We start from the raw sequence: 22,605 nt of genomic DNA on the forward strand, positions 1-22,605 counted from the left end.
GTCCCTAATATCCCTTTTTATAATCCACAACATTTTTCGGTAGGACCCCACCTTGGGCATAGCTCTTCAGATTGGGAATAAAGATATCTTCAATGACACGCTTTGTGTAATGCTCCGTTGAACCAGATGTATGTGGTGTCACAATGACGTTTTCGAAAGTCCACAAAGGGCTGTCTTGATCTAACGGCTCTTTTGTAAACACATCCAACCCAGCCCCGGCAATCTCACCCGAACGAAGTGCCTCAATCAATTCATCCTCAACCACAATCTCACCGCGTCCAATATTAATGAAAAATGCTGATGACTTCATTTGCTTAAATTCGCTTGCTCCAAATAAATGATGAGTTTCATTTGTCAGAGGTAAAGTTATAACCACGTAATCACATCTTGGCAATACATCAGATAATTGGTCTGTTGTATACATTTCATCGACGAATTCCTCTTCACGTCCTGAATGGCGAATGCCAAGGACAGTCATTCCAAAAGCTTTTGCAATCTTAGCCGTTTCCTTTCCGATGTGACCTACCCCTATAATACCAATCGTTTTTTCATGAATCTCAAGCTTCATATCGGCATGATGCCATTTTTTCTCCTGCTGATTCCGTACATATGTATGAATTTTTCTCGTTAAACCTAACATCAATGCAAAGATCGTTTCTGAAATCGGAAAAGCATGGACTCCATTTGCACTTGTAAGCAGAATTTGTTTTCTCTCCATCTCTGGAAGAGGCATGCTATTAACTCCCGCACTCCAGCTTTGCAGCCAACGAAGCTTTGAATCATTATTGATGCAATGCTCCGCAATCTCCTTTTTCCAACCAACAATCACTTCAGCATCTTGTAAATGATCCAACCAAACAGATGAATCACGCCCAGCAACAATCTCCCAGTCAGGAATAATTGCTTGAATTTGTTCTAGATGTAATTGCTCAATATTTTGCGTAATAACTAGCTTTGACATGGTGTTCCCCCAATCCTAGAATTAATTTAATCTTATAGTAATACAGACTAGCTTGCTATACCAGTCGAACATGGTGAACTTTTTCCAAGTACCAATCTAAACAGTCAAGTACGTGTTTTATTCAAAGCTATTAATAAAAAGTCTATGTATTTAGTTATATCTTACATAATTATTGAAATTTTCCTAATAAATAAATATAATAAGTGTATATTATTTGGGTGATTATTGGGAAGGCTCTAATAAAGCCTTGTCTTATAGTAAAAACTCAGTTCCACGCTAGGGGACTGAGTTTTTTTAGTGCCCAGAGAAAGGAGTAAAGTGTGCAAACACCCATCCAAAAGCCAATTGGAACTCAGGGTATGATTATCTGCCTTCTTGCTATTGGATATGTCACTCTTGAATTGTTTCCTGTAGGATCGGTAAAAGCAATAGTATCCATCATGATAATTACTGTAGTTATCTGGATTCTTCCGCGTATCCGGGGCTCACTCATGATTATCAGCCTCATTCTATTAATCATTGGTATAATTTTCATGATTTCTTACGGCGCAACAGTTCGTGAGTGGCTTGATGCTGCAAGAATAAATCTTACTCTTGTTGCTATTTTCCTGTTCACCCCACTTCTCGGGATTCCGGTGCGGACAGGAGGATATGTTAATGCTCTTAAGTTGGTACTGTCAACGCGAATGAACAACCCTAATTTTTTCTTTGCAGGTTCGAGCCTGCTATCTCATATCTTAGGTGTTGTCTTGAACATTGGTGCCATATCAATCATCCACGAGCTTTCAAAAGCTTCAGATATCAAAAACAATAAGATGATTGCCGCATGCATAAATAGGGGGTTTATTAGTACCATATTTTGGGCCCCATATTTCTCTGCGATGGCTCTAATAACTAGTTCCCTTCCAGTTAAATGGGGTGATATTCTCTTTTATTCACTTGGTCTTAGTGGTATCGCACTTATTGTGAGTTATTTATTCGAGAGACCCTATAGGTTGGAAAAAGGTACAAAACTGAAACAAGCAGAAGGTGATACAAATGAGCTAAAAAAGGCAAAAAGAAAAGTAGCAGAACTATTTTTTCTTCTCCTATTGATGATAGTGGGAGTCCTCTTCATGGAGAAATTGACAGAGTCAAGCATGACCTTCATCATATGTGTTTTTTCCGCTCTTTTTCCGCTCATCTGGTGTCTTTTAAAGAGAGAATGGAAAAAATATAAAGTTGAGTTCAAACAACATATTTTCACTGGGATTCCTAGGATGAAGAAAGAAATCGTCTTATTTCTAATTGCAGGATTTTTTAGCGGTGCTTTCGTTAAGACAGGCTGGAGTAGTGAACTCGTTAATGGACTTAATGTAGTATTTTCTAGTTTTAGTATTGGAATTGCATATGCAATCGTGTTTTTAATAGTTCTTACAGCTGTAATCGGGCTGCATCCTATCGTAGTTGTTACTATTATCGTAACGAGCATTGATCCGACAATGCTTGGCATCTCTTATGAGTTTTTTGCCATCCTTCTTCTTTCAGGTTGGGGGATATCTAATACAGTAAGTCCTGCAACTGCAGTAAACAATCTTTTATCAGGGCTAATGAAAACTGACCTTTTCGAGGTTTCTGTTCGTTGGAATTTAAAATATTCTATCGTAATGCTGATTATCATTCCATGTTATTTAAAATTTGTAGGGATTTAAAGGAGGAATTATTTTGTATAAAGTAGTATCATCTTCACCAACGTTTGGTATGTATTCAAAACTTCCTGTAAACTATCTTGAAAATGAACAATGCACAGTATCGATCCTTGATAAAGATACAGCTAATAATGAGGAAAGGCTAGCGCTTGCCTTGAAAGAGGCTGATGCTTTAGTGGTAGGTGTTGAGAAAATTAGTAAGAAGGTAATAGATGCTGCAGAGAACTTAAAGGTGATTGCAAAGCACGGTGCAGGGGTTGACAATATCGACTTACAGGCAGCAAAAGAAAGGAACATATCTGTTGCATTCGCACCGGGAGCAAATAAACATGCTGTAGCTGAACTGGCGTTTGGCCTTCTTTTATCTCTTGCACGTGAGATACCTCTCACAAACCGTAAGGTAATAAATGGAGAGTGGCCAAGGGTGGTCGGTAGTGAATTATATGGTAAAACACTGGGTGTCGTCGGGACCGGAAGAATTGGAAAGGAAGTCATCAAAAGAGCCAGTGGCTTCAATATGGATATCCTAGCTTTTGACGTCTATCAGGATCAGAAATTACTAGAGTCAGGGGTTATATATGAGACTATGGATGTGATTCTAGAAAAATCGGATTTTATTACTATTCATACGGATTTGAACGAGCAATCAAAAAATTTGTTTAGTCATGAGGCTTTTAAAAAAATGAAAAAAAATGCTTACATAGTCAATACCGCAAGAGGTGGGATTATTGACGAAATGGCTCTTTATGATGCACTTATAAGTGGAGAAATCTCAGGTGCGGCGCTGGATGTATTCGAAAATGAGCCTACAGGAAACTCACCGCTGATTTCACTACCGAACTTCATTGCGACACCGCACATGGCAGGATATACGGCTGATGCCCTAGAAGAGGTTGGGATGATTACCGCAAGGAATATTGTAAATGTTTTAAAAGGGGAAAAAGCTGAGTTTGAGTTAGTATGAACGATAAAAGAGTCAGTCTAGGGCATCTAGCAACATGCTATTATAATGGATAAACTGTCTTTAGAAAATATTAATATCCTAACTTTTTTTATTGAGAAAAACACTATTTTCATGTTGACAATAAAAAATATTATATGCTAACATTCAGATTATCGAAATATTTGAAAAGTATATTACAGCTGAATATCTACTGGGGGACTACCCAAATAGTCTCTCACTTCATAGATATAACTCAGTGACGTCCAAACTAGGTTTTAGGTTTGTTTGTCATTGAGTTTTTTTGTTTAACTTTTTTCAAATGGAAGCCGTACGGCCTTCGCCATATCTATTCAAAGGGGAGATACATAGCTGAATTATCAATAAATTATCTGAATGTTTAGTGTTGACGGAATATACTTTTTTTTGTAATATAAAAATCATATATCATATATCATATATGATATATGATTCTTGTCGAGGGATGTGATAAAAATAAAAATGTATCGGACAAAAAAAGAAATGATTTATCAGATTCTGAGAGAAGAAATCCTAAACGGTCAATATAAATTTGGGGAAAAGTTAGTCATTAGCAGACTTGCCATTAGGTTTGAAAGCAGTGAAATCCCTGTCCGGGAAGCTATTAATCTATTAGAATCTGAAAAGTTAATAGAGTTCAAACCCCATGTGGGTGCTGTGGTTAGTACATTATCGGCTAAGGATATTCGGGAGATTTTTGAATTGCGTGTAGAATTGGAAGGGCTCGCAACGAGATTGGCGGTAGAAGCGTTGACGGAAGAAAACTTTTCAGAACTTAGAAAGATACTGGATGATTCCGTTCAAGCTTTTAAGGATAAGGATTACATCCGATTTGAAGAATTAAACGTAGCATATCATAACAAAATTTATTCCGCTTGTAATAATCAGCTCTTAATTCGGACCATTGATGATCTGTGGAGCAACACCAAAAGATACCCTTCTTTATTTAAAGGAAATGATGAACATATTCAGGCTTCAATCCATGAACACGAAGATATCTACAGGGCTTTATTGCGAAAAGACGGCATGCTTTCGGAAAGCTATATGATTAAACATAAAACACGTGCTGGTAGAGAAATTCTTCGGCTAACGCAACAAGAATTTTATGATAAGCTCCATGCTCGTCTTATTCCTAAGTCAAGCAACAGTAATTAATAATTTTTAGGAAACAAAAGAAATATATTCGTTTTGCAAAAAAACGATTAAACTAATCGTCTTGAAAGGAGGCACATAATGGGCATAAATATTGAACAGATCAAATAATTTCTCAATCCCAAATTTCCAAAAAGCCGGGAGAGGTGAGCTATTGTTCTCACTACTGATTTAATTTTAAATGAAAAACGCAAAAGGATATGGGTGTTCCAATGCAGGAACAAACGATTAACATTTTAAATAAATTGGCGAAAGGATTAAATATATAATGAAAATAGTGCAATTTTTAGAAAGCGGTACCAAGTCATATGGGGTATTGAAGGACGGGATTATCGTAAAAATTGAGGGAGACATATTTGGTGAATACCGGGAGACAAATGAAAGATTCTCTCTTGCCGATGTAAAGCTACTCGCTCCGGTCAATCCAGGCAAAATAGTAGCAATTGGTCTAAATTACAAAAAACACGCTGAAGAAGTGAACAAACCACTTCCGACAGAACCTATGATGTTCTTGGTATCCCCGACTGCTGTTATAGGACCAGGTGAGACAGTTGAACTCGTTAACCCTGAAAATCGTAATGATCATGAAGCTGAAATTGCAGTTGTTATTGGAAAAACTGCAGAAAATGTAAGTGTCGACGAAGCACTTCAATATGTATTGGGATACACAATCTGCAATGATATTTCGGACAGAGCACTTCAAAAGTTCGATGGGCAGTTTACAAGAGCAAAAAGTTTTTCAACCTATAAGCCACTTGGACCAGTCATTGTAACCGATATCAATCCGGATGACCGACCGATTACATTGAGGGTGAACGGTGAGATAAGGCAAGATTCAAATACTAGTGATATGATCTTCTCAACAGCTGAGATAGTTTCATTTGTTTCTAATGTCATGAGACTTAATCCGGGGGATGTCATTATTACCGGGACGCCATCTGGTGTATCGCCGCTTTATGATGGTGATACGGTAGAGGTGGAAATCGAAGGAATCGGAGTTTTATCAAATCCTGTTACTGTCAAGAACAGGGCAGTTTTACACAACTAATAAGGATTAAGGGGGAAATGCTGATGAAAAAGAGAAAATTGTTATTTCCAATCATAGCTGCTGCAATGGCAATAGGGCTTTCTGCTTGCGGCAGTAATAAGTCGGGTGAAAAAACAGAGCTTGCCAGCGGTTCGACAAAATCTGATTACCCAACAAGAGCAGTCGAGATGATTGTCCCGTTTGCACCTGGAGGAACGACTGACAGTTCTGCGAGGGCTATAGCGAGTGTTGCAAACAAATACCTTCCAAACGGGCAAAGTGTAACCGTAGTAAATAAGGATGGGGGAGCGGGAACAATTGGTATGAATGAGGTAGCTCAAGCAAAAGGAGATGGATATACCATTGGAATGGCGACAATTGGCCCAATGACTATCAAAACTCATTCAAAAGAAGTCACTTATAAGCCTGAAGATTTTAAACCGATCATCCAAGTTGTTGCAACACCTAACGTACTTGTCGTAAAGTCTGATTCGGAAATAGAGACCTTCGAAGATTGGATGGAGTATGTAAAGGATAACCCTAATAAATTTACATTTGGGACGAGCGGTGCAGGCTTGACCCAGCATATCACGATGGAAAATCTTATGACAAAAACTGATGTGAAGGTTAAACACGTTCCTTTCCAAGGGGGAGCACCTGCTCTAACTGCTCTACTTGGAGGTAATCTTGAAGGGGCACTTGTTCAGACACCTGAAGCCATTCCTTATATAGAGGAAGGGACACTTCGTCCAATCTGGATTTCTGGGACATTCAAGCCTGAAGAATTAGAGGATATTCCTCTACTAACGGAAAAAGGCATTGATGTTAAAGGAGATGTCTGGACCGGACTTGTAGCCCCAGCATCGGTTCCGGATGAAGTGGTAAAGGTGCTACATGATGCATTTAAACAGGCATTAGAAGACCCGGATGTAATTGACCAATTAAAGAAAATCGGAACAGAACCTGTGTACAAGAGTACTGAAGAATTTAAGAAAATTGTTCAGGATGACTATCAGTTAAACGGTGAAGTTCTTGAGGCTATTGGTCTAAAATAACAATTTTTTGGGGCGGGTGGGATATTTCCGCCTTCCCTTTCTATTAAAAGGGGTGACATGATGCGAAACGCAGGTGTTTTAGCGGCAATCCTGATAACAATATTTTCGGTTTTTTTTCTATACCATAGCACTAAGTTGGATTATCAAGGACCGCTCGGATTTGGTCCCGGTTTTTTCCCGCTATGGCTGAGTATCCTCCTCTTGTTCCTTTCAATCTTATATCTGATGATGAGTTTTAAAGAGGTCATTGATATACGCGAAATTTTGCCAAAGGGAAAGTCATTGCTGGATTTCACGTTTATTCTCCTTTCCATGATCTTGTTTATCCTTCTAATAGAAAGAACAGGATTCGTCATCGCAGGAACGGTGTCCTTGATTGTACTTTTGTTTCGCACGTTTAAGTGGTATTTCACTCTTTCATTGTCCGTTGGAATCTCGCTTGCGATATTTATTATCTTCGCAAAAGGGTTGTCGATTCCATTCCCGGTCAATTCATTCGGGTGGTAAGGGGAGGAATTTATGGAAACGTTTGGTCTGTTATTGAATGGTTTTTCTAATGCACTAACATGGGAAAACCTATTGTTTTGTATAATTGGAGTATCGGTTGGAATGTTTGTAGGCGTTATGCCGGGGTTAGGGCCAGTTGCGGGGACAGCGATACTTATTCCTCTCACCTTTGGCATGGATCCGACATCGGCGATAATTATGCTATCTGGAATTTACTACGGGGCAATGTACGGAGGTACGATTACATCTGTCTTAATTAATATCCCAGGTGAGGCAGCAAGTGTTATCACCTGTATTGATGGTCATCAGCTTGCAAAGCAGGGAAGAGCGGGCGTAGCCCTTGGTGTTGCTGCTGTTGGCTCATTCGTAGGTGGAATTACTGCACTTATTGGACTTGCTTTTATTGGACCACCGCTTGCAAGCTTTGCATTGAGATTCGGTCCGCCTGAGTTCTTTGCACTTATGATTCTTGGTCTTATGATGCTAATTGGACTTATGGGGAAGTCTCTTGTAAAAGGTTTCATTGCCGCGGTTTTTGGTCTCTTACTTGCTTTTGTAGGGATCGACCCGATTTCCGGAAGTTCTCGTTTCACTTTAGGCATCCCTGAGCTTTTTAGTGGGGTCGACTTTGTTATTGTTGCCATGGGGCTCTTTGGAATTTCTGAGATACTTTATAACGCTGATCAAGGGCAAACGGCTGAAAAGCCTGCGAGAGTCAAAGGACTATTCCCACGACGAGATGAATGGTCAGCTACCCTAAAATCGATTGGGAGAGGAACAGGACTTGGAGTTTTGATTGGACTTGTACCTGGAGCGAACGCAGTGCTGTCGTCTCTTGCTTCCTACTCTCTTGAAAAGAAGATATCAAAAAATCCTGAGTCTTTTGGTAAAGGGGCAATTGAAGGGGTAGCAGGTCCTGAAACAGCAAACAATGCGACTAGTGGAAGTGCGCTTATCCCACTTTTTACTTTAGGGCTTCCCAGCTCTCCAACAGTTGCTGTTATACTTGGAGCATTTATCATGCACGGTCTTCAACCAGGTCCAAAAATTTTTAGGGAGAATTCGGATTTTGTATGGGCGGTAATTGCAAGTATGTTCATCGGGAATGTGATCCTTCTTATCATGAACCTTCCGCTTGCAAATCTTTGGGCAAAAGTTGCGCAGGTCCCATATAAGATTCTTCTTCCGTTAATCATGATGTTTACGATGGTCGGTGCTTATACTGTAAAAAATAGTGTCTTTGATATCGGATTAATGTTGATTTTTGGCGTTATTGGCTACTTCATGAAAAAGCTTGATATACCAATTGCGGCAACCGTTCTAACGCTTGTGCTCGGAAGCCAAATTGAATCTTCCTTTCTGCAGTCGATGGCAATCTCGGATGGGAACGCCGGCATATTCTTCACAAGGCCGATTTCCGCTGTCTTAATAGTCCTCACTGTCATTATATTCGTTGGGACGTTAATTGCGGGGCTTAAGAACAAAAAAAGTATGTTGGGCACCGATATGGAAATATAGGGGGAGATTTAATTGAAACTGGAGGGAAAAGTATCCTTGATCACGGGTGCAGCCCGTGGGCTTGGCTATATTATGGCTTTGCATCTGCTAAGGGAAGGCGCAGTTGTAGTAATCAATGATATTGACGAAGATTCAGTAAAAGAAGCTCTGGCTTCTTTAAAAAAAGAAGGATATGAGGCCAACGGGTATGCTGCAAATGTTACGAATAAAGAGCAAGTTAAAAGTATGGTTAATTATGTTATAGAAACCTTCGGAAAAATAGACGTTTTAGTTAACAATGCCGGGGGAGCACTTAGAACTCCAAAAAGGTTTGAGGAAATTACTGAGGAACATTGGGATCTTGTCCTTGATGTCAATTTAAAGGGAACGTTCCTTGTCTCACAAGCGGTTGTTCCCTATATGAAAGAAGATGGAGGAAGCATAATCAACCTCTCATCCATTGGAGGAAGAACTGCAAGCATTGTTACAGGCGTCTCCTATGCAGCTGCAAAGGCAGGAGTCGTTGGTTTCACTAGAAGGCTCGCAAAAGAATTAGGACCTTTTGGAATCCGTGTGAACGCTGTAGCTCCAGGTCTTGTCCTATCGGGAGAACGCCTGCAAGAGACGTGGGACACAATGGTAGAGGAAGAAAAGGAAGAAGTTCTTGAAGCTATTCCATTAAGGCGCTTAGGAACAATAGATGAACAGGCAAAAGTAGTCAGCTTCCTTGCCAGTGATGAATCCTCTTATATGACCGGTGCTGTACTAGACGTAAACGGCGGTCGTTTCATGGGCTAAATTAATAAAAGGTGTTGAAGACCCCCCTCATGTAATTTATAATATTATTTAATAATAATAATTTTCAGACTGGGGGATCTCATGGAAATAAAAGATACAGTTCTGGTCACAGGCTTTGCACAAGGGCCAAAAGGTACTACTGTTTATGAAACTTACAAGACAATAGGCGTTGTTCTCGTCATCAATACTAAGACAGGCGTGATTGAAGACGCACAATTTACAGTTATTACCCAGTTAATGAATACTTATCTAAGTACCCTTGTTAAGGGATATGATACAAAACAGGGGATTCATCCTTTATTAGAAGAAGTAAAAAAACATTGTTTTGCTCCTTCACAGGGGGCGGTAATTCAATCCATCCGTTCCGCATGGGACAGATATAATGAAATAAGACAGGTACATTTGTCAAAATAACTGGTTATCTATGGGGATAGTTAAAAACTGTCTCTTGAAGTAGGTAAAACCCAGTGACAGGAGATGACTTCTCTTTGTTGCTGGGTTTTTTTATTTGTTTGAGAGGGGGGCGATGTTATGAAAGCAATTTTGATTAAAGAAGGGACAAAAGAATTGTTTATAGGAGATCACGATGCTCCGGTTATTGGAAATGATGATCTGCGTGTAAGAGTGATGGCAACCGCCTTAAATCGGGCTGATCTCTTGCAGAGAAGGGGAAAATATCCACCTCCTTTAGGTGAGTCAGAAATTCTTGGCCTTGAAATTGCGGGAATAGTGGAGGAAACAGGAAAGAATGTGTCTGGCATTAAACAGGGTGATCATATATACGCACTTCTTCCGGGAGGAGGATATGCAGAACAGGCAAGGGTTCCTGCTGGTCTTGCTATTCCAATTCCTAATGGTCTTACGTTTGAGGAAGCAACAGCCATTCCTGAAGCGTTCCTTACGGCATATTTGAATCTTTTTGAACTTGGAAACATGAAAAAGGGTGATTTTATCCTGATCCATGCAGCGGCCAGCGGGGTGGGGACTGCAGCTGTGCAGCTTGCACGAGAGGTAGGGGCTATACCGATTGCTACTGCTGGTAGCCGTAAGAAACTCGAGGTTTGTCAAAGGTTAGGTGCAGAGTACATTATCAATTACCGTGAGGAGTCGTTTTCTGAGAGGGTGCGGGAAATTACTAGTGGTAAGGGTGTAGATATAATCCTCGATCCAGTTGGTGCTTCTTATTGGGATGAAAACCTCGAATCCATTTCCCAGGATGGGAGATGGGTTGTAATTGGCGGAATGGGCGGTTACGAAGTCGAAAAGCTAAACCTACGTACCTTGATGAGGAAAAGAGTATCTCTTATTGGCTCAACGCTTAGATCACGCACCTTGGAGGACAAAATCCGTCTAACAGATGCATTCAGAAATTTCGCGGAAAACCGGTTCGGAAATGGAAGGCTATTGCCGGTGATCGATAGGATGTTCAATTGGGAACAGGCAAATGAGGCTCATCTATATATGGAACAAAACAAAAATATTGGAAAAATTATTCTAAAAATAAATGAGGGGGAATCGAAGTGAAAATCGATTTAGAAGTGAACAAAAAGAAAAATGAAAATAGTACATTAAAGGGTGTCATCGATACAGACGTCCATCATGAGATTAAATCGACAAGAGATCTTCTTCCATACCTTTCAGACCACTGGAAAAGATACATTCGGGATTATGGATGGGTTCCTGAAAGAAGTATTCCATTTAATCAAATTAGGAAAGAGACCAAATACAGAATGGATACAAGGCCGAGTGACGGGTCAACGCCAGGATCAGATTATAACCTTTTGAAAGAACAGCTCCTTGATAAACACAATATGACCTATGCGGTGTTAACAGGTTGGTTCTATGAGGCAAGTGTAGCAAAGGGCTGGTACGAGTTTGCTGCAGCAAGGGCTTCTGCATATAACGACTATACTATCGAGAAATGGTTATCAAAAGATAAACGATTATTAGGTAGCATCACGATTCCACAGGACCCTGTCGCTGCAGTAAGGGAAATCGAGCGGGTTGCTGATCACCCACAAATGGTCCAAGTTATGTTGCCGATAGCTGATTTTGCTTGGGGAGATCCAATGTACCATCCAATTTTTGAGGCTGCGAACAGACATGGTTTAAAGATTGCCATGCACCTCTCAGCATCAATAACGGCTCAGGGTGGTGATTTTCTTCGATATTATGTGGCATGGCGCTCTGTACATCCACAATCATACATGACCCAGACTATCTCCCTAATTACAAATGGAGTGTTTGACAAATTCCCAGAGCTTCAGGTGGCCTTAGTAGAGGGGGGCTTTGAGTGGGTACCATTTATGATGCACAGGATGGATTCTGCTTATAAAGCACTAAGGGCTGAAACTCCTTGGGTTAAGAGAATGCCAAGCGAATACTTCCGTGATAATATGAGGTTCACAACACAGCCATGGGATGATTTAACCCCAAGGGAATTCATGAACATTATTGATATGATGGGCTCAGAAGACATGATTATGTTTGCTTCCGACTATCCTCATTGGGACTTTGATCCACCTGAAAGGACGATACCAGGTGGAGTACCTGAAACACTTAAGAATAAAATCTTGTTCGAGAACGCTCGTAATTTTTACAAGCTATAGGGTAAGAAGGGAGGATGCTGAAGATGAAATACCAGGTATGCAGTATAGATGAACTTGAGAAGAACGGAAAGTTTCCATTTACGATAAATGGAAAAGGAATTGTCCTTGTCCAATCAGAGGATGGAGGAGTATATGCTCTACGTGATGTTTGCCCTCATAAAGGGCCTTGCCTTTCTGATGGGATGTTAGACAAAGGATGCTCATCAAATGAAGTAGGAGAATATATCTTCGAAAAGGAAAAAGAAGTATTACGATGTCCTTGGCATAGTTGGGAGTTTGATATTAAGACAGGTAAATCGCTTTTTGCCCCGGATAAAATTAAGGTAAAAACATACGAGGTATTAGTTGAAAATGGTTTGGTTTTTATTAATGCATAAGTGGGGCAGTAATTTACTGCCCTTGTAATCTGTATAGAAAGAAGGATAAAATATGGAGTTTAAAGTCTCAACACTCAATGAATTTTCGAACAATATCTTAATGAAGGCGGGGGTACCCTTCTTTGAGGCCGATATAATTACTAGAACAATGATTGAAGCGGATTCTAGGGGGATACACAGTCATGGCCTTATGAGACTTCCTATATATATTGAACGGATGCAGAAAGGTTTCATCAGAAAAGAGTCCAAAATTACTGTGGAAAAAGAAAACAAAGGAACTGCCGTCATTAACGGACATTTTTCAGCTGGCCAGGTAGTCGCAACAAAAGCCATGGATATGTCTATCGAAAAAGCAAATGAATACGGAATTGCTGCCGTGTCAGTTAAAAACTCGAACCATTTCGGAATTGCCGCTCATTATGCATTGAAGGCTGCTGAAAAAGATATGATTGCTATTGTTATGAGCAATACTGCCCCTTTAATGCCACCTACTGGGGGTGCTGAAAAGGTCTTAGGAAACAATCCTCTAGCTATAGCAGCACCATCGAGTGGAAATAATCCACTCCTTTTAGACATGGCCCTATCAAATGTGGCACTTGGAAAAGTCTTGTTTGCTAAAAATAATGGAATCGAAATCCCTGAAGGATGGGGTACCGATAGAAGCGGCATTCCGACAACGGACCCTGCGTCTGTCCTCGATGGAGGGTTTATCCTACCAGTAGGAGGACCTAAAGGATTTGGCTTGGCACTAATGGTAGAACTGTTAACTGGAGTCTTGTCAGGTGGTGATTTTTCAAAGATGATTCCAAGTATGTATGATACTACTAAAAAACAAAGCATTTCGCATTTAATGATTGCAATAAATATCTCATCATTCATGGATGTGAACACATTTAAAGACTTAAGTGAAACACTAGGATCATATGTGAAAAATGCTGTAAAGGCCCCAGGAGTTTCCCAACTGTATCTCCCTGGAGAAATTGAGTTTGGTATCGAAGAAAACCGGTTAAAATCAGGAATACCTATATCAGATGGTGTACTAGAGGATTTAGCAACATTGGCTAATACAATGAATTTAACACCTTTAACTGAAGTAATATAATAAAATTAATAAAATTAATATGGACGACAATGAAACGAAATCTAGCATCAATCGCAATTCGTATATAAAATTTTTGAGTCACTTAGGTGACTCTTTTTTAGTTAGAAGTGAGAAAGGGAACTTGAAAGTCCCTGCTTTCTAGTTAATAGGGGTTGGTGGTACTCCAGAGGCATTGGAAGCACGTTACATTCCAGTTTTTAGGGGAGTGGTGATACTCTAGGTGCGTTGTAGTAACAATAGATTCCAGTTATTAGGAAAGTGGTAGCGGTCCAGAGGCGTTGGAATGACACCACACTCCAGTTATTAGGAGATTGATGATAATCCAGTAGTGTTGAAGTAAAATACATATCCAAAAATTCGAGTTTATTGGTCTTCACCAGCTATAGAAGGATACTACATTCAGAAATTAGCAGGATGGGTGCGTCCAAACACTCAGAATCCATCAGCCACCCTCGTCCCTAGGACACTGAACTAGAAGTAGGCAAGTACCATTTTTTCTACTACACTACTTTTGACTAAATTTTGATGAAATTATGGCAAAAATAGTAACTTCTTTAATATGTGAAATATTTCACATGACAATACCTCCTGCTCGTTGTATGATGATGGTGTAAGGAAGTTTGTTCAGTAGTGAGCAATCGAAAGCCAATCGAAAGCTAATCGAAAGCAGTTCAAAAACTATTCATAAACAAACAAATCCTTAATCAAAAGCAGATGAAAAAACCTTGTAATGGAGGTAATTGATAATGAAAGCATGGACTGGTTTTAAAGAAGGAAAATGGCAAAAGGAAATTAATGTACGAGATTTCATTTTAGAGAATTTTACACCATATAGTGGCGATGATCGATTTTTAGAAGGACCAACTGAAGCGACAAATGCGCTTTGGGAGCAGGTCATGGAATTAACAAAACAGGAACGTGACAATGGTGGAGTACTGGATATGGATACAAAAATTGTATCTACGATCACTTCACATGGGCCTGGTTACCTTAATCAGGAAAAGGAAAAAGTGGTTGGTGTTCAAACAGATAAGCCATTTAAACGCTCTCTTCAACCGTTTGGTGGAATTAGAATGGCGGTTGATTCTGCAAAATCCTATGGCTTTGAAATTGACGAAGAGATTATAAAAATCTTTACTGAGTATCGTAAAACACATAACCAAGGTGTGTTCGATGCGTATACACCGGAAATGAGGCTTGCAAGAAAAGCGGGAATCATCACAGGACTTCCTGATGCATACGGTCGCGGAAGAATCATTGGCGATTATCGAAGAGTGGCGTTATACGGTGTTTACCGCCTTATCGAAGACAAGAAAAAAGATCTTCTTGAAACCGGAAATGGTGCCATGAGCGATGACATTATTCGTGACAGGGAGGAGCTTTCAGAGCAAATTCGTGCCCTTCAGGAATTAAAAGAGTTAGCCATTTCTTATGGCTATGACATTTCGGAACCAGCTACTAATGCGAAAGAGGCATTTCAATGGCTATACTTTGCCTATTTAGCTGCGATAAAAGAACAAAATGGAGCAGCGATGAGTTTAGGACGTGTATCCACGTTCCTAGATATCTATATCGAACGAGATCTGGCAAACGGAATTCTATCTGAGCAAGAAGCACAAGAAATAGTCGACCATTTTGTAATGAAACTACGGCTTGTGAAGTTTGCGAGAACACCAGATTACAATGAACTATTTAGTGGAGACCCAACCTGGGTAACAGAATCACTTGCAGGTGTAGCACTTGATGGCCGCCCACTAGTGACGAAAAGCTCTTTCCGTTTCTTGCATACACTAGATAATCTCGGACCTGCACCAGAGCCTAACCTAACCGTTCTCTGGTCTGTGAAACTGCCGGAAAACTACAAGAAGTACTGTGCGAAAATGTCGATTAAAACAAGCTCTATCCAATATGAAAATGACGATATCATGCGTGAAACGTATGGAGATGATTATGGTATCGCATGCTGTGTATCCGCAATGGCAATCGGAAAACAAATGCAATTTTTCGGAGCTAGAGCGAACCTTGCGAAAGCATTATTATATGCTATAAATGGTGGAATCGATGAAAAGCTAAAAATTCAAGTGGGCCCAAGCTACTCACCAATTACTTCAGAGTATTTGGACTATGAAGAAGTTCTTCAAAAATATGATGTCGTGCTTGAATGGCTTGCAGGACTTTATGTGAACACATTAAATGTCATTCACTATATGCATGATAAATACAGCTATGAGCGTTTGGAAATGGCGCTTCATGACCGTGAAATTTTACGCACCATGGCATGTGGAATTGCAGGGCTATCTGTTGTGGCCGATTCTCTCAGTGCAATCAAACATGCAAAGGTCAAAACAATCCGTGATGAAAATGGCATTGTCGTAGATTACGAGATTGAAGGGGATTTCCCTAAATACGGTAACAATGATGACCGAGTTGATGATATCGCGGTTGAGCTTGTGAAACGTTTTATGAATAAGATTAAAAAGCATAATACCTATCGTAACTCTGTTCACACTCAATCTATTTTAACGATCACATCAAATGTCGTGTATGGGAAAAAGACAGGCAACACACCCGATGGTCGTAAAGCTGGGGAACCGTTTGCACCAGGTGCAAACCCACTCCATGGTCGTGACACAAAGGGTACACTTGCTTCCTTGAGTTCTGTTGCGAAGCTGCCATATGAATACGCATTAGATGGAATCTCAAATACCTTCTCTATCGTTCCAAAAGCGCTAGGAAGAGAGGAAGAAGCAAGAATTAGCAATCTAGCAGGCTTGCTTGATGGGTATGCCATGAAAAAAGGACATCATTTAAATGTGAACGTCTTTGACCGCGAAACATTAATAGACGCGATGGAACATCCTGAGCTTTACCCGCAATTAACAATCCGTGTTTCAGGATACGCCGTGAATTTTATCAAACTAACAAGAGAACAACAAATTGACGTGATTAACCGAACATTCCACGAAAGTATGTAGGATTAAGGAGGACGAAAAGCATGAACGGACGCATTCATTCCATAGAAACATGTGGAACAGTAGATGGACCAGGACTACGTTATGTTATTTTCACACAGGGGTGTTTGCTCCGTTGCCAGTTCTGTCATAACCCTGATACCTGGAAGTTAAATAGGGGAAAGGAAATGAGTGTTTCAGAGATTATCTATGATATCAAAACATATCTTCCTTTTTTCCAAGCTTCAGGTGGAGGAGTGACCGTTAGTGGTGGTGAACCCTTGCTGCAACTCGACTTTTTAATCGAATTTTTTAAAGAGTGCAAGAAGCTTGGGATTCATACTACAATTGACAGCTCTGGCGGTTGCTTTACTCGTTCTCCGCAATTCATGGAGCGCTTAGAGAAATTGCTTCCGCTAACCGATTTGATCTTACTTGATATAAAAGAGATCGATCCCGTGAAGCATAAAGAATTAACAGGCTTAAGCAATGAGCATATACTTGATTTTGCTCAGTATTTATCAGATAAAAACGTTCCGGTTTGGATTCGCCATGTGTTAGTTCCAACCATTAGCGATAATGATGAGGATCTTACCAAACTATCAATGTTTATAAAATCCTTGAATAATGTGAAAAAGATCGAGGTTCTCCCGTATCATAAGCTCGGAATTTACAAATGGGAAAGCCTTGGCCTTGAATACAAACTCAAAGATGTAGAGCCCCCAACCGATGAGCGAGTTGAAAACGCAGAAAGAATATTAATAGGATCATAAAGTAGAGAGCATGAAATCACTCGTCTGAATTTCATGCTCTTTTTTGTGTCAACGACTACCTCTGTCCAAGAGAAGGAATTACAGTACTAAGAACGAATTGTAGAGAGGAGAAAAGATTTAATAAAAATTGAAACATTATTGGAGTTGAAACGACTTATTCTTGATTGGGGGCGAGGCATTGGAGAATATGTCATTCGAGATAGAAAAAATCTACGACACGTATTACCGGGATGTATATCATTTTGCGCTGTATTATACAAACAACCGCCAAGAAGCGGAAGACATCACACAAGAAACCTTTATTAAAATCATGAGAAACATTGGTAATCTAAAAAATCCAGAACGAATGAAAACATGGATTTTCTCAATCGTAAAGCATACGGCAATTGACCTAAAACGAAAACAAAGGTTTGTTCAATTCCTGCCGGATTGGATTTATGAAAAAGAATCTGGAGAAGCGACACCTGAAAACAAAGCCATCCAAAAGAATGAGTGGGAGGAACTACAAGAAGCACTCATAAAACTAAAGCCACTCTATCGGTCCATCATCATTTTAAGGGGATTAAAAGAGCTTTCTGTTAAAGAAACGGCTGAAATTATGGGATGCAGTGAAAGCAAAGTGCGCGTTGACTACCATAGAGCCATACAACAAATGAAAAAGCATGTTCAAGTACTTGAGGAAGGGTGGGGATTCAATGAACAATCGAAATGATGAAAAATGGCTACAACCATTAAAAAATCGCCCTGACCTTGAACCAAATCCAGTTTTTGCAAAAGAGCTTAAAGAAGCACTCACAGATGAATACAGGATAAAAAGAAGAGATTTTCCGTGGTTAAAAATGTGGCTCCCACTAGCAATGGCAGTCCTGTTATTCTCCATTATAACGGTGTCCTATGTGACGAATAATCAAGAACATGGACAGAAGCCAGTCGAGACAGAGGAGACGACCAAAGAAGTGAATCCGGATTTTGATGTTTTGTTGGCTGAGAATCCTGCGTATCAACAAATGTATAATTCAGTTTTAAAGTTTACCGGCATAAATGAAGCGAGTAAGCTGGTTGTTAATTTTTTTGAGGCATTGCATGTAGAAGATAAGGATTTTCTTAAGGAAAATGTGTTTTTTGTAGCGAATCCGGAAAAAGAGGTTGAAGTGTTACTTGATTTTTACAAGGGAATGGACATGAGGTCATTGGAAGTTCACTCGTTTAAGGAAAGTCAGGCGGAACCAAGTGTAGAAATCGTCTTTTCATATAAACAAAACAATGAGGAAAAACTTCACCACATTCATGTTAACTACTTGGAAGAAGGTCAAACAGAAATTTACGCGCCCCTTGATGAATATGTTCCAGAAATCGAAAATGATCTCGAGCTAAATGAGCAGGAGAGGGCTGCATACGAAGCGTTCAAGGTCGACCATAATCCTGAGGAACTAAGAAATCTTGGGCCAATCAGTGTCGCGAAAATATATATCCAAGCCAATGCAGATGGTGACCAAGAAACCTCGTATGCTCTCTACACAACAAGAGAAGAACGAGTCATGTGGTCCAAAGAAGAGGATAAGAAGTACTGGGAACAAGAAACGAGAGACCCTGACAATGAAAAGAAGCCATTTTACGGATTGGGATCGGGGACCTTCATACAACAAAATGATAATGAAGGCTACATCTCCTACCGTACCAAAAATGGAGACATGGGCTTCCAAATGGTAAAAGACGAAAACGGTGTTTGGAAGGTCTCTTTCATGCCCATTCAATAATGAAACAAAAAATCCAACCCCATTTTAACAGGAGGTTGGATTTTAATTATGGTCTAGGAAATTATAAAATTTATCGTTGTGGATAAATTTTAATGAGTGTATCCAAGTCCAGCTCCAGCGCCTAGCCAGTTTTCCACCTGAATAGTCTTCTAAGAGTATCTTGCGAAAAGCTTGCTTTGAGCAGCTCGAGGGCATAAGCCAATCTGTCAAGAAGGATAAAATACATCCTTCTCGCCATCTTTTCTTATGCTTGTCGGACTTGCACAGGACAAAGGAAGCTTCGAAAGCATAATCATCGCACGAAGAAAATGCATTGCATTTTCGAGGAAGTGCTGACATCGACGTTTGCCACAGGAGGTGGCAGTAGTTAGTCGATGTTCCCCTTCAAGGCGCTTGCGCTTTTGTTATTGCAGTCTAAATCCTTCTTCATAAAGATAGTCTTCGGCTTCATCGTATGAACCAAAGGCAGCCTCTAGGTTTAAGCCTGAGTATATATTCCACCATTCATCCTCAAGTATGAGCAACAGCGTTTGTCCCTCATCATTTACCCAGCGTTCCTCTTGACCTTCACCAATGATAGCATTTTCCCTTGCTAGTGAAGAATTTGCTGAGAGGGATTGAATGGATTCTTTCACAATTTTTCGTAACTCAGCTTCAGAGAAATCCCGTACATTAATAAATCCCTTTTCATCTACATCATAGTTCTGAAGGTTTCCGGCATATACAAAACCATTGCCATTTGGGTGAAGATGCTGAACAACAATCTTTTTTTCAAACACACTGTCATTAAAATGAAAATTTACTCTTCCTAACGATACATCTTTGCGTTGAAGCTCTGGGAATGATTCAACGATTTTCAATTTTTCATCGAACGATAACATATGGGTTGTCCTCATTTCTATTGTAATATTTCTTTTACGCGCCCAACCTGACCATCTTCTAGACGGACTTTAATTCCATGAGGATGAAAGCTAGACTTTGTTAAAATGTCTTTCACAGTACCTTTTGTCAGTATACCCGTTCGTTGGTCTTTCTTTAACACGATTTGTACTTGTTTCCCTGGCGCTATGTCTGCACGATTTTGCCCGTTCATTACAAAAACCCTTCCATTTATTATTTGTTTATTTAGTTTACCTTACATTTAAAAATTTATCTTCAAAAAAAGATGACCACATGAGTCATCAGTCAGGGTCACGGGAAAGGTCCTAAGTCCCGCCATATTTTCACAGGGAGCGTGGACCTGTCCTTCTGTCCCAAGAACAGCTAAAACAATTGGATCGGATGCATTGAGGGGTCTAATGGTTTAAATTCATAGCCTTGGTCTTTTAAATAGTCTAGTAGCCTTGGCAAATGTTCAAGTGTTTCTTTTCTTTCGTGCAATAATATCACAATTGGCTGATTAGCACGATTCAGTTTGTTCAACTGTTCGATTACACTATCCACATAGCGGCTATCTCGATAGTGCCAATCGCGGCTATCGATGTTCCAATCCCACATCTTATAACCTGCAGCATCGACTGCATCTTTATACCCATCTGTCATATAGGGTGAACTGCCAAACGGAGTTCGAATGAGATCTGTTTCGATTCCAGTAAGTTCTAAAATCGTCTGTTGCGTTTGGTCCATTTCTCCGACAACAGTTTTAGAAGATTGGTAGAATTTACTTTTATCATGGGTCACGCCATGAAGGCCGACACTGTGCCCTTTGCTAACCATTTCCTTAACAGCATCGGGATATTGTTTAATATTGTTGTCTAGCATAAAAAAAGTTGCTTTCGCATCATATTGATCAAGTAAAGCAAGGATATCCTTTGAAACCTTATGAGGACCATCATCAAATGTAAGATAAACCGCCCTTGATGGCGGTGCTGGCGTTTCCTTAGGTGTTTCCTGTTCTTCGTCGACTTCCTGTTCATCATCTGCTTCGGGAGTTGTTGGATTCACGGTATCGGGAGCTTTTTCGACTGTAGGTTCTGGTATAGGTGCAGGTTCTTCCTCAGTAGGCTTTTCTTCATCACGATTCTCTATAGGTTTGTCGTCAACTTTTAAATCATCATCTATTGGTTCATTTTTTATTGGAGTTTCAACAGGCGCATCGACCTTTACAACCGGTTCGGATGCATCTGCTTCTAGAAAAAATTTTGTTTTTAATAGAAAAAAAGAATAAAAGAGTAACAACACAATGAAGCCAAACAACAGAATAATTTTAATAATATTGCCCTTTCCAACTTTTTTACTATTTGACATTAAGCATACCTTCTTTGCTGTGTTATTCTTCACTATATATGACGTCTTATATTGTAGAAAGGTTTCAGAATTATTACGGTAATTTTACAATAACAAGGACTATCTTACCATAAGGGACAAGCGTGGGGAAGAAAAACATATGGCAAAAAAAGGTTTTTGAACAACGGAAGCTAATAGTCTAATATAAAGCTTGTTTTGATTAGAAAAATAGTTAATAATCCACTTATAAGCACATTTAATTGAAGGGGGATTTCCATTGAAATTAAGGGTTTCAGCTGTACAGTATCATCTTCACACTATTGGTTCTTTTGATGAATTTGCTGCTCAATGTGAGCATTATATAAAAACGGCAATGGAATTTGACGCAGAATTTATTCTATTTCCTGAATTTTTTACAACACAACTTTTGTCAATTGGTAGGGAGGACGGCACAAGCCTGACAATTGAGGACCTCCCAAGTTTTACAGATCAATACAGAGAGCTTTTTTCAAAGCTTGCGAAACAATATAATGTCCACATTATTGGTGGAACCCATGTCGTCCGTAAAGGCGAACACCTCAACAATGTAGCCCATTTATTTTATCCAGATGGCAGAGTTGGGGAACAAGCAAAGCTGCATATTACACCTACGGAAGTGCATGAGTGGAATATGTCACCGGGTGAGGATTTCCAAGTGTTTGATACGGAAAAAGGTCGTATTGCGATGCTTACCTGCTATGACATTGAGTTCCCTGAAATCGTTCGTATCGCAAAAGCAAAGGGCGCTGATGTCATCTTTTGCCCATCTTGTACAGATGACCGCCATGGTTTCCACCGTGTCCGTTATACAAGCCACGCGAGAGCAATCGAAAATCAAGTATATGTAGTAGGTACGGGTACAGTTGGTTCGCTGCCGACCGTTGATTTTATGCGTGCCAACTTTGGTCAGGCGGTGGTGATTACACCAAATGATATCCCATTTCCACCAAAAGGGATTTTAGTTGAGGGCGAAGTGAATAACGACATGATCGTAACGGCTGATCTTGACTTAGATCTACTTTATGAGGTGCGTGAACGCGGTTCTGTTACAACATGGCGCGACCGTAGAACAGACATTTACCCAGATTGGAAATAAAAGAAGGAGAG

Annotated in this window: 22 protein-coding genes; 18 read left to right on the forward strand and 4 right to left on the reverse strand. The window is 39.9% G+C overall.

Annotated features, from left to right (window positions below):
* Nucleotides 1-4 precede the first annotated feature (4 nt).
* Nucleotides 5-961 carry a D-2-hydroxyacid dehydrogenase gene (locus V7138_RS23255; protein ID WP_335402180.1) on the reverse strand — a complete coding sequence of 319 codons (957 nt, stop codon included), beginning with the start codon at nucleotides 959-961 and terminating at the stop codon, nucleotides 5-7.
* Between the two features lie 320 nt (nucleotides 962-1,281).
* Between V7138_RS23255 and V7138_RS23260 the strand changes: the two genes are divergently transcribed.
* The 17 genes from V7138_RS23260 (at nucleotide 1,282) to V7138_RS23340 (ending at nucleotide 19,233) form a co-directional block, all read left to right on the forward strand.
* Nucleotides 1,282-2,652, forward strand: a complete 1,371-nt coding sequence (locus V7138_RS23260; RefSeq protein ID WP_335402182.1) for a hypothetical protein — start codon at nucleotides 1,282-1,284, stop codon at nucleotides 2,650-2,652.
* Nucleotides 2,653-2,665: 13 nt separating this feature from the next.
* Entirely contained in the window at nucleotides 2,666-3,613 is a 948-nt protein-coding gene (locus tag V7138_RS23265) for a phosphoglycerate dehydrogenase (RefSeq protein ID WP_335402184.1), read from the forward strand.
* Between the two features lie 477 nt (nucleotides 3,614-4,090).
* Nucleotides 4,091-4,783 (forward strand): GntR family transcriptional regulator, encoded by a 693-nt coding sequence (locus V7138_RS23270; protein WP_335402185.1) that lies wholly within the window; start codon nucleotides 4,091-4,093, stop codon nucleotides 4,781-4,783.
* 265 nt (nucleotides 4,784-5,048) lie between these two features.
* On the forward strand, nucleotides 5,049-5,828 hold the full coding sequence (locus V7138_RS23275; RefSeq protein ID WP_335402187.1) for a fumarylacetoacetate hydrolase family protein: 780 nt from the start codon (nucleotides 5,049-5,051) through the stop codon (nucleotides 5,826-5,828).
* A 23-nt stretch (nucleotides 5,829-5,851) separates the two neighbouring features.
* Nucleotides 5,852-6,862 (forward strand): Bug family tripartite tricarboxylate transporter substrate binding protein, encoded by a 1,011-nt coding sequence (locus V7138_RS23280; RefSeq protein WP_335402190.1) that lies wholly within the window; start codon nucleotides 5,852-5,854, stop codon nucleotides 6,860-6,862.
* Between the two features lie 60 nt (nucleotides 6,863-6,922).
* Nucleotides 6,923-7,369, forward strand: coding sequence for a tripartite tricarboxylate transporter TctB family protein (locus V7138_RS23285; protein ID WP_335402191.1), 447 nt, complete (start codon nucleotides 6,923-6,925; stop codon nucleotides 7,367-7,369).
* 12 nt (nucleotides 7,370-7,381) lie between these two features.
* Entirely contained in the window at nucleotides 7,382-8,887 is a 1,506-nt protein-coding gene (locus tag V7138_RS23290) for a tripartite tricarboxylate transporter permease (protein WP_335402193.1), read from the forward strand.
* Between the two features lie 12 nt (nucleotides 8,888-8,899).
* Entirely contained in the window at nucleotides 8,900-9,664 is a 765-nt protein-coding gene (locus V7138_RS23295) for an SDR family NAD(P)-dependent oxidoreductase (protein ID WP_335402195.1), read from the forward strand.
* 81 nt (nucleotides 9,665-9,745) lie between these two features.
* Nucleotides 9,746-10,078 (forward strand): DUF3870 domain-containing protein, encoded by a 333-nt coding sequence (locus V7138_RS23300; protein WP_335402198.1) that lies wholly within the window; start codon nucleotides 9,746-9,748, stop codon nucleotides 10,076-10,078.
* Nucleotides 10,079-10,195: 117 nt separating this feature from the next.
* Nucleotides 10,196-11,188 (forward strand): NAD(P)H-quinone oxidoreductase, encoded by a 993-nt coding sequence (locus V7138_RS23305; protein ID WP_335402201.1) that lies wholly within the window; start codon nucleotides 10,196-10,198, stop codon nucleotides 11,186-11,188.
* The gene (locus V7138_RS23310; protein WP_335402204.1) at nucleotides 11,185-12,273 is read left to right on the forward strand and encodes an amidohydrolase family protein; all 1,089 of its coding nucleotides are present in this window, start codon (nucleotides 11,185-11,187) and stop codon (nucleotides 12,271-12,273) included. Before V7138_RS23305 ends, V7138_RS23310 begins: the two co-directional genes overlap by 4 nt.
* Nucleotides 12,274-12,296: 23 nt before the next feature.
* Complete coding sequence (locus V7138_RS23315; RefSeq protein WP_335402207.1) at nucleotides 12,297-12,650, forward strand: Rieske (2Fe-2S) protein; 354 nt, start codon at nucleotides 12,297-12,299, stop codon at nucleotides 12,648-12,650.
* A gap of 52 nt (nucleotides 12,651-12,702) precedes the next feature.
* Nucleotides 12,703-13,752 carry an Ldh family oxidoreductase gene (locus tag V7138_RS23320; RefSeq protein ID WP_335402210.1) on the forward strand — a complete coding sequence of 350 codons (1,050 nt, stop codon included), beginning with the start codon at nucleotides 12,703-12,705 and terminating at the stop codon, nucleotides 13,750-13,752.
* 746 nt (nucleotides 13,753-14,498) lie between these two features.
* Nucleotides 14,499-16,727 carry a formate C-acetyltransferase gene (gene pflB / locus V7138_RS23325; RefSeq protein ID WP_335402212.1) on the forward strand — a complete coding sequence of 743 codons (2,229 nt, stop codon included), beginning with the start codon at nucleotides 14,499-14,501 and terminating at the stop codon, nucleotides 16,725-16,727.
* A gap of 20 nt (nucleotides 16,728-16,747) precedes the next feature.
* Nucleotides 16,748-17,476, forward strand: a complete 729-nt coding sequence (gene pflA, locus V7138_RS23330; protein ID WP_335402215.1) for a pyruvate formate-lyase-activating protein — start codon at nucleotides 16,748-16,750, stop codon at nucleotides 17,474-17,476.
* Between the two features lie 187 nt (nucleotides 17,477-17,663).
* A complete protein-coding gene (locus V7138_RS23335; protein ID WP_335402271.1) occupies nucleotides 17,664-18,188 on the forward strand; it encodes an RNA polymerase sigma factor in 525 nt (174 codons plus the stop codon).
* The gene (locus V7138_RS23340; protein ID WP_335402217.1) at nucleotides 18,172-19,233 is read left to right on the forward strand and encodes a hypothetical protein; all 1,062 of its coding nucleotides are present in this window, start codon (nucleotides 18,172-18,174) and stop codon (nucleotides 19,231-19,233) included. Before V7138_RS23335 ends, V7138_RS23340 begins: the two co-directional genes overlap by 17 nt.
* Before the next feature lie 404 nt (nucleotides 19,234-19,637).
* On the opposite strand, the gene V7138_RS23345 is transcribed toward V7138_RS23340, so the two are convergent.
* From V7138_RS23345 to V7138_RS23355, 3 genes are all read right to left on the reverse strand, one after another.
* A complete protein-coding gene (locus V7138_RS23345) occupies nucleotides 19,638-20,114 on the reverse strand; it encodes a hypothetical protein (protein ID WP_335402219.1) in 477 nt (158 codons plus the stop codon).
* Nucleotides 20,115-20,131: 17 nt separating this feature from the next.
* Nucleotides 20,132-20,326 carry a YwbE family protein gene (locus V7138_RS23350; RefSeq protein WP_335402222.1) on the reverse strand — a complete coding sequence of 65 codons (195 nt, stop codon included), beginning with the start codon at nucleotides 20,324-20,326 and terminating at the stop codon, nucleotides 20,132-20,134.
* A 170-nt stretch (nucleotides 20,327-20,496) separates the two neighbouring features.
* A complete protein-coding gene (locus tag V7138_RS23355; RefSeq protein WP_335402224.1) occupies nucleotides 20,497-21,480 on the reverse strand; it encodes a polysaccharide deacetylase family protein in 984 nt (327 codons plus the stop codon).
* Between the two features lie 256 nt (nucleotides 21,481-21,736).
* On the opposite strand from V7138_RS23355, the gene V7138_RS23360 reads away from it, so the two are divergent.
* Entirely contained in the window at nucleotides 21,737-22,594 is an 858-nt protein-coding gene (locus tag V7138_RS23360; RefSeq protein ID WP_335402226.1) for a carbon-nitrogen hydrolase family protein, read from the forward strand.
* The last annotated feature ends 11 nt before the right edge of the window (nucleotides 22,595-22,605 follow it).

The organism is Bacillus sp. JJ1533 (genome assembly GCF_036965045.1).
Classification (GTDB): Bacteria; Bacillota; Bacilli; order Bacillales; family Bacillaceae_L; genus Ferdinandcohnia.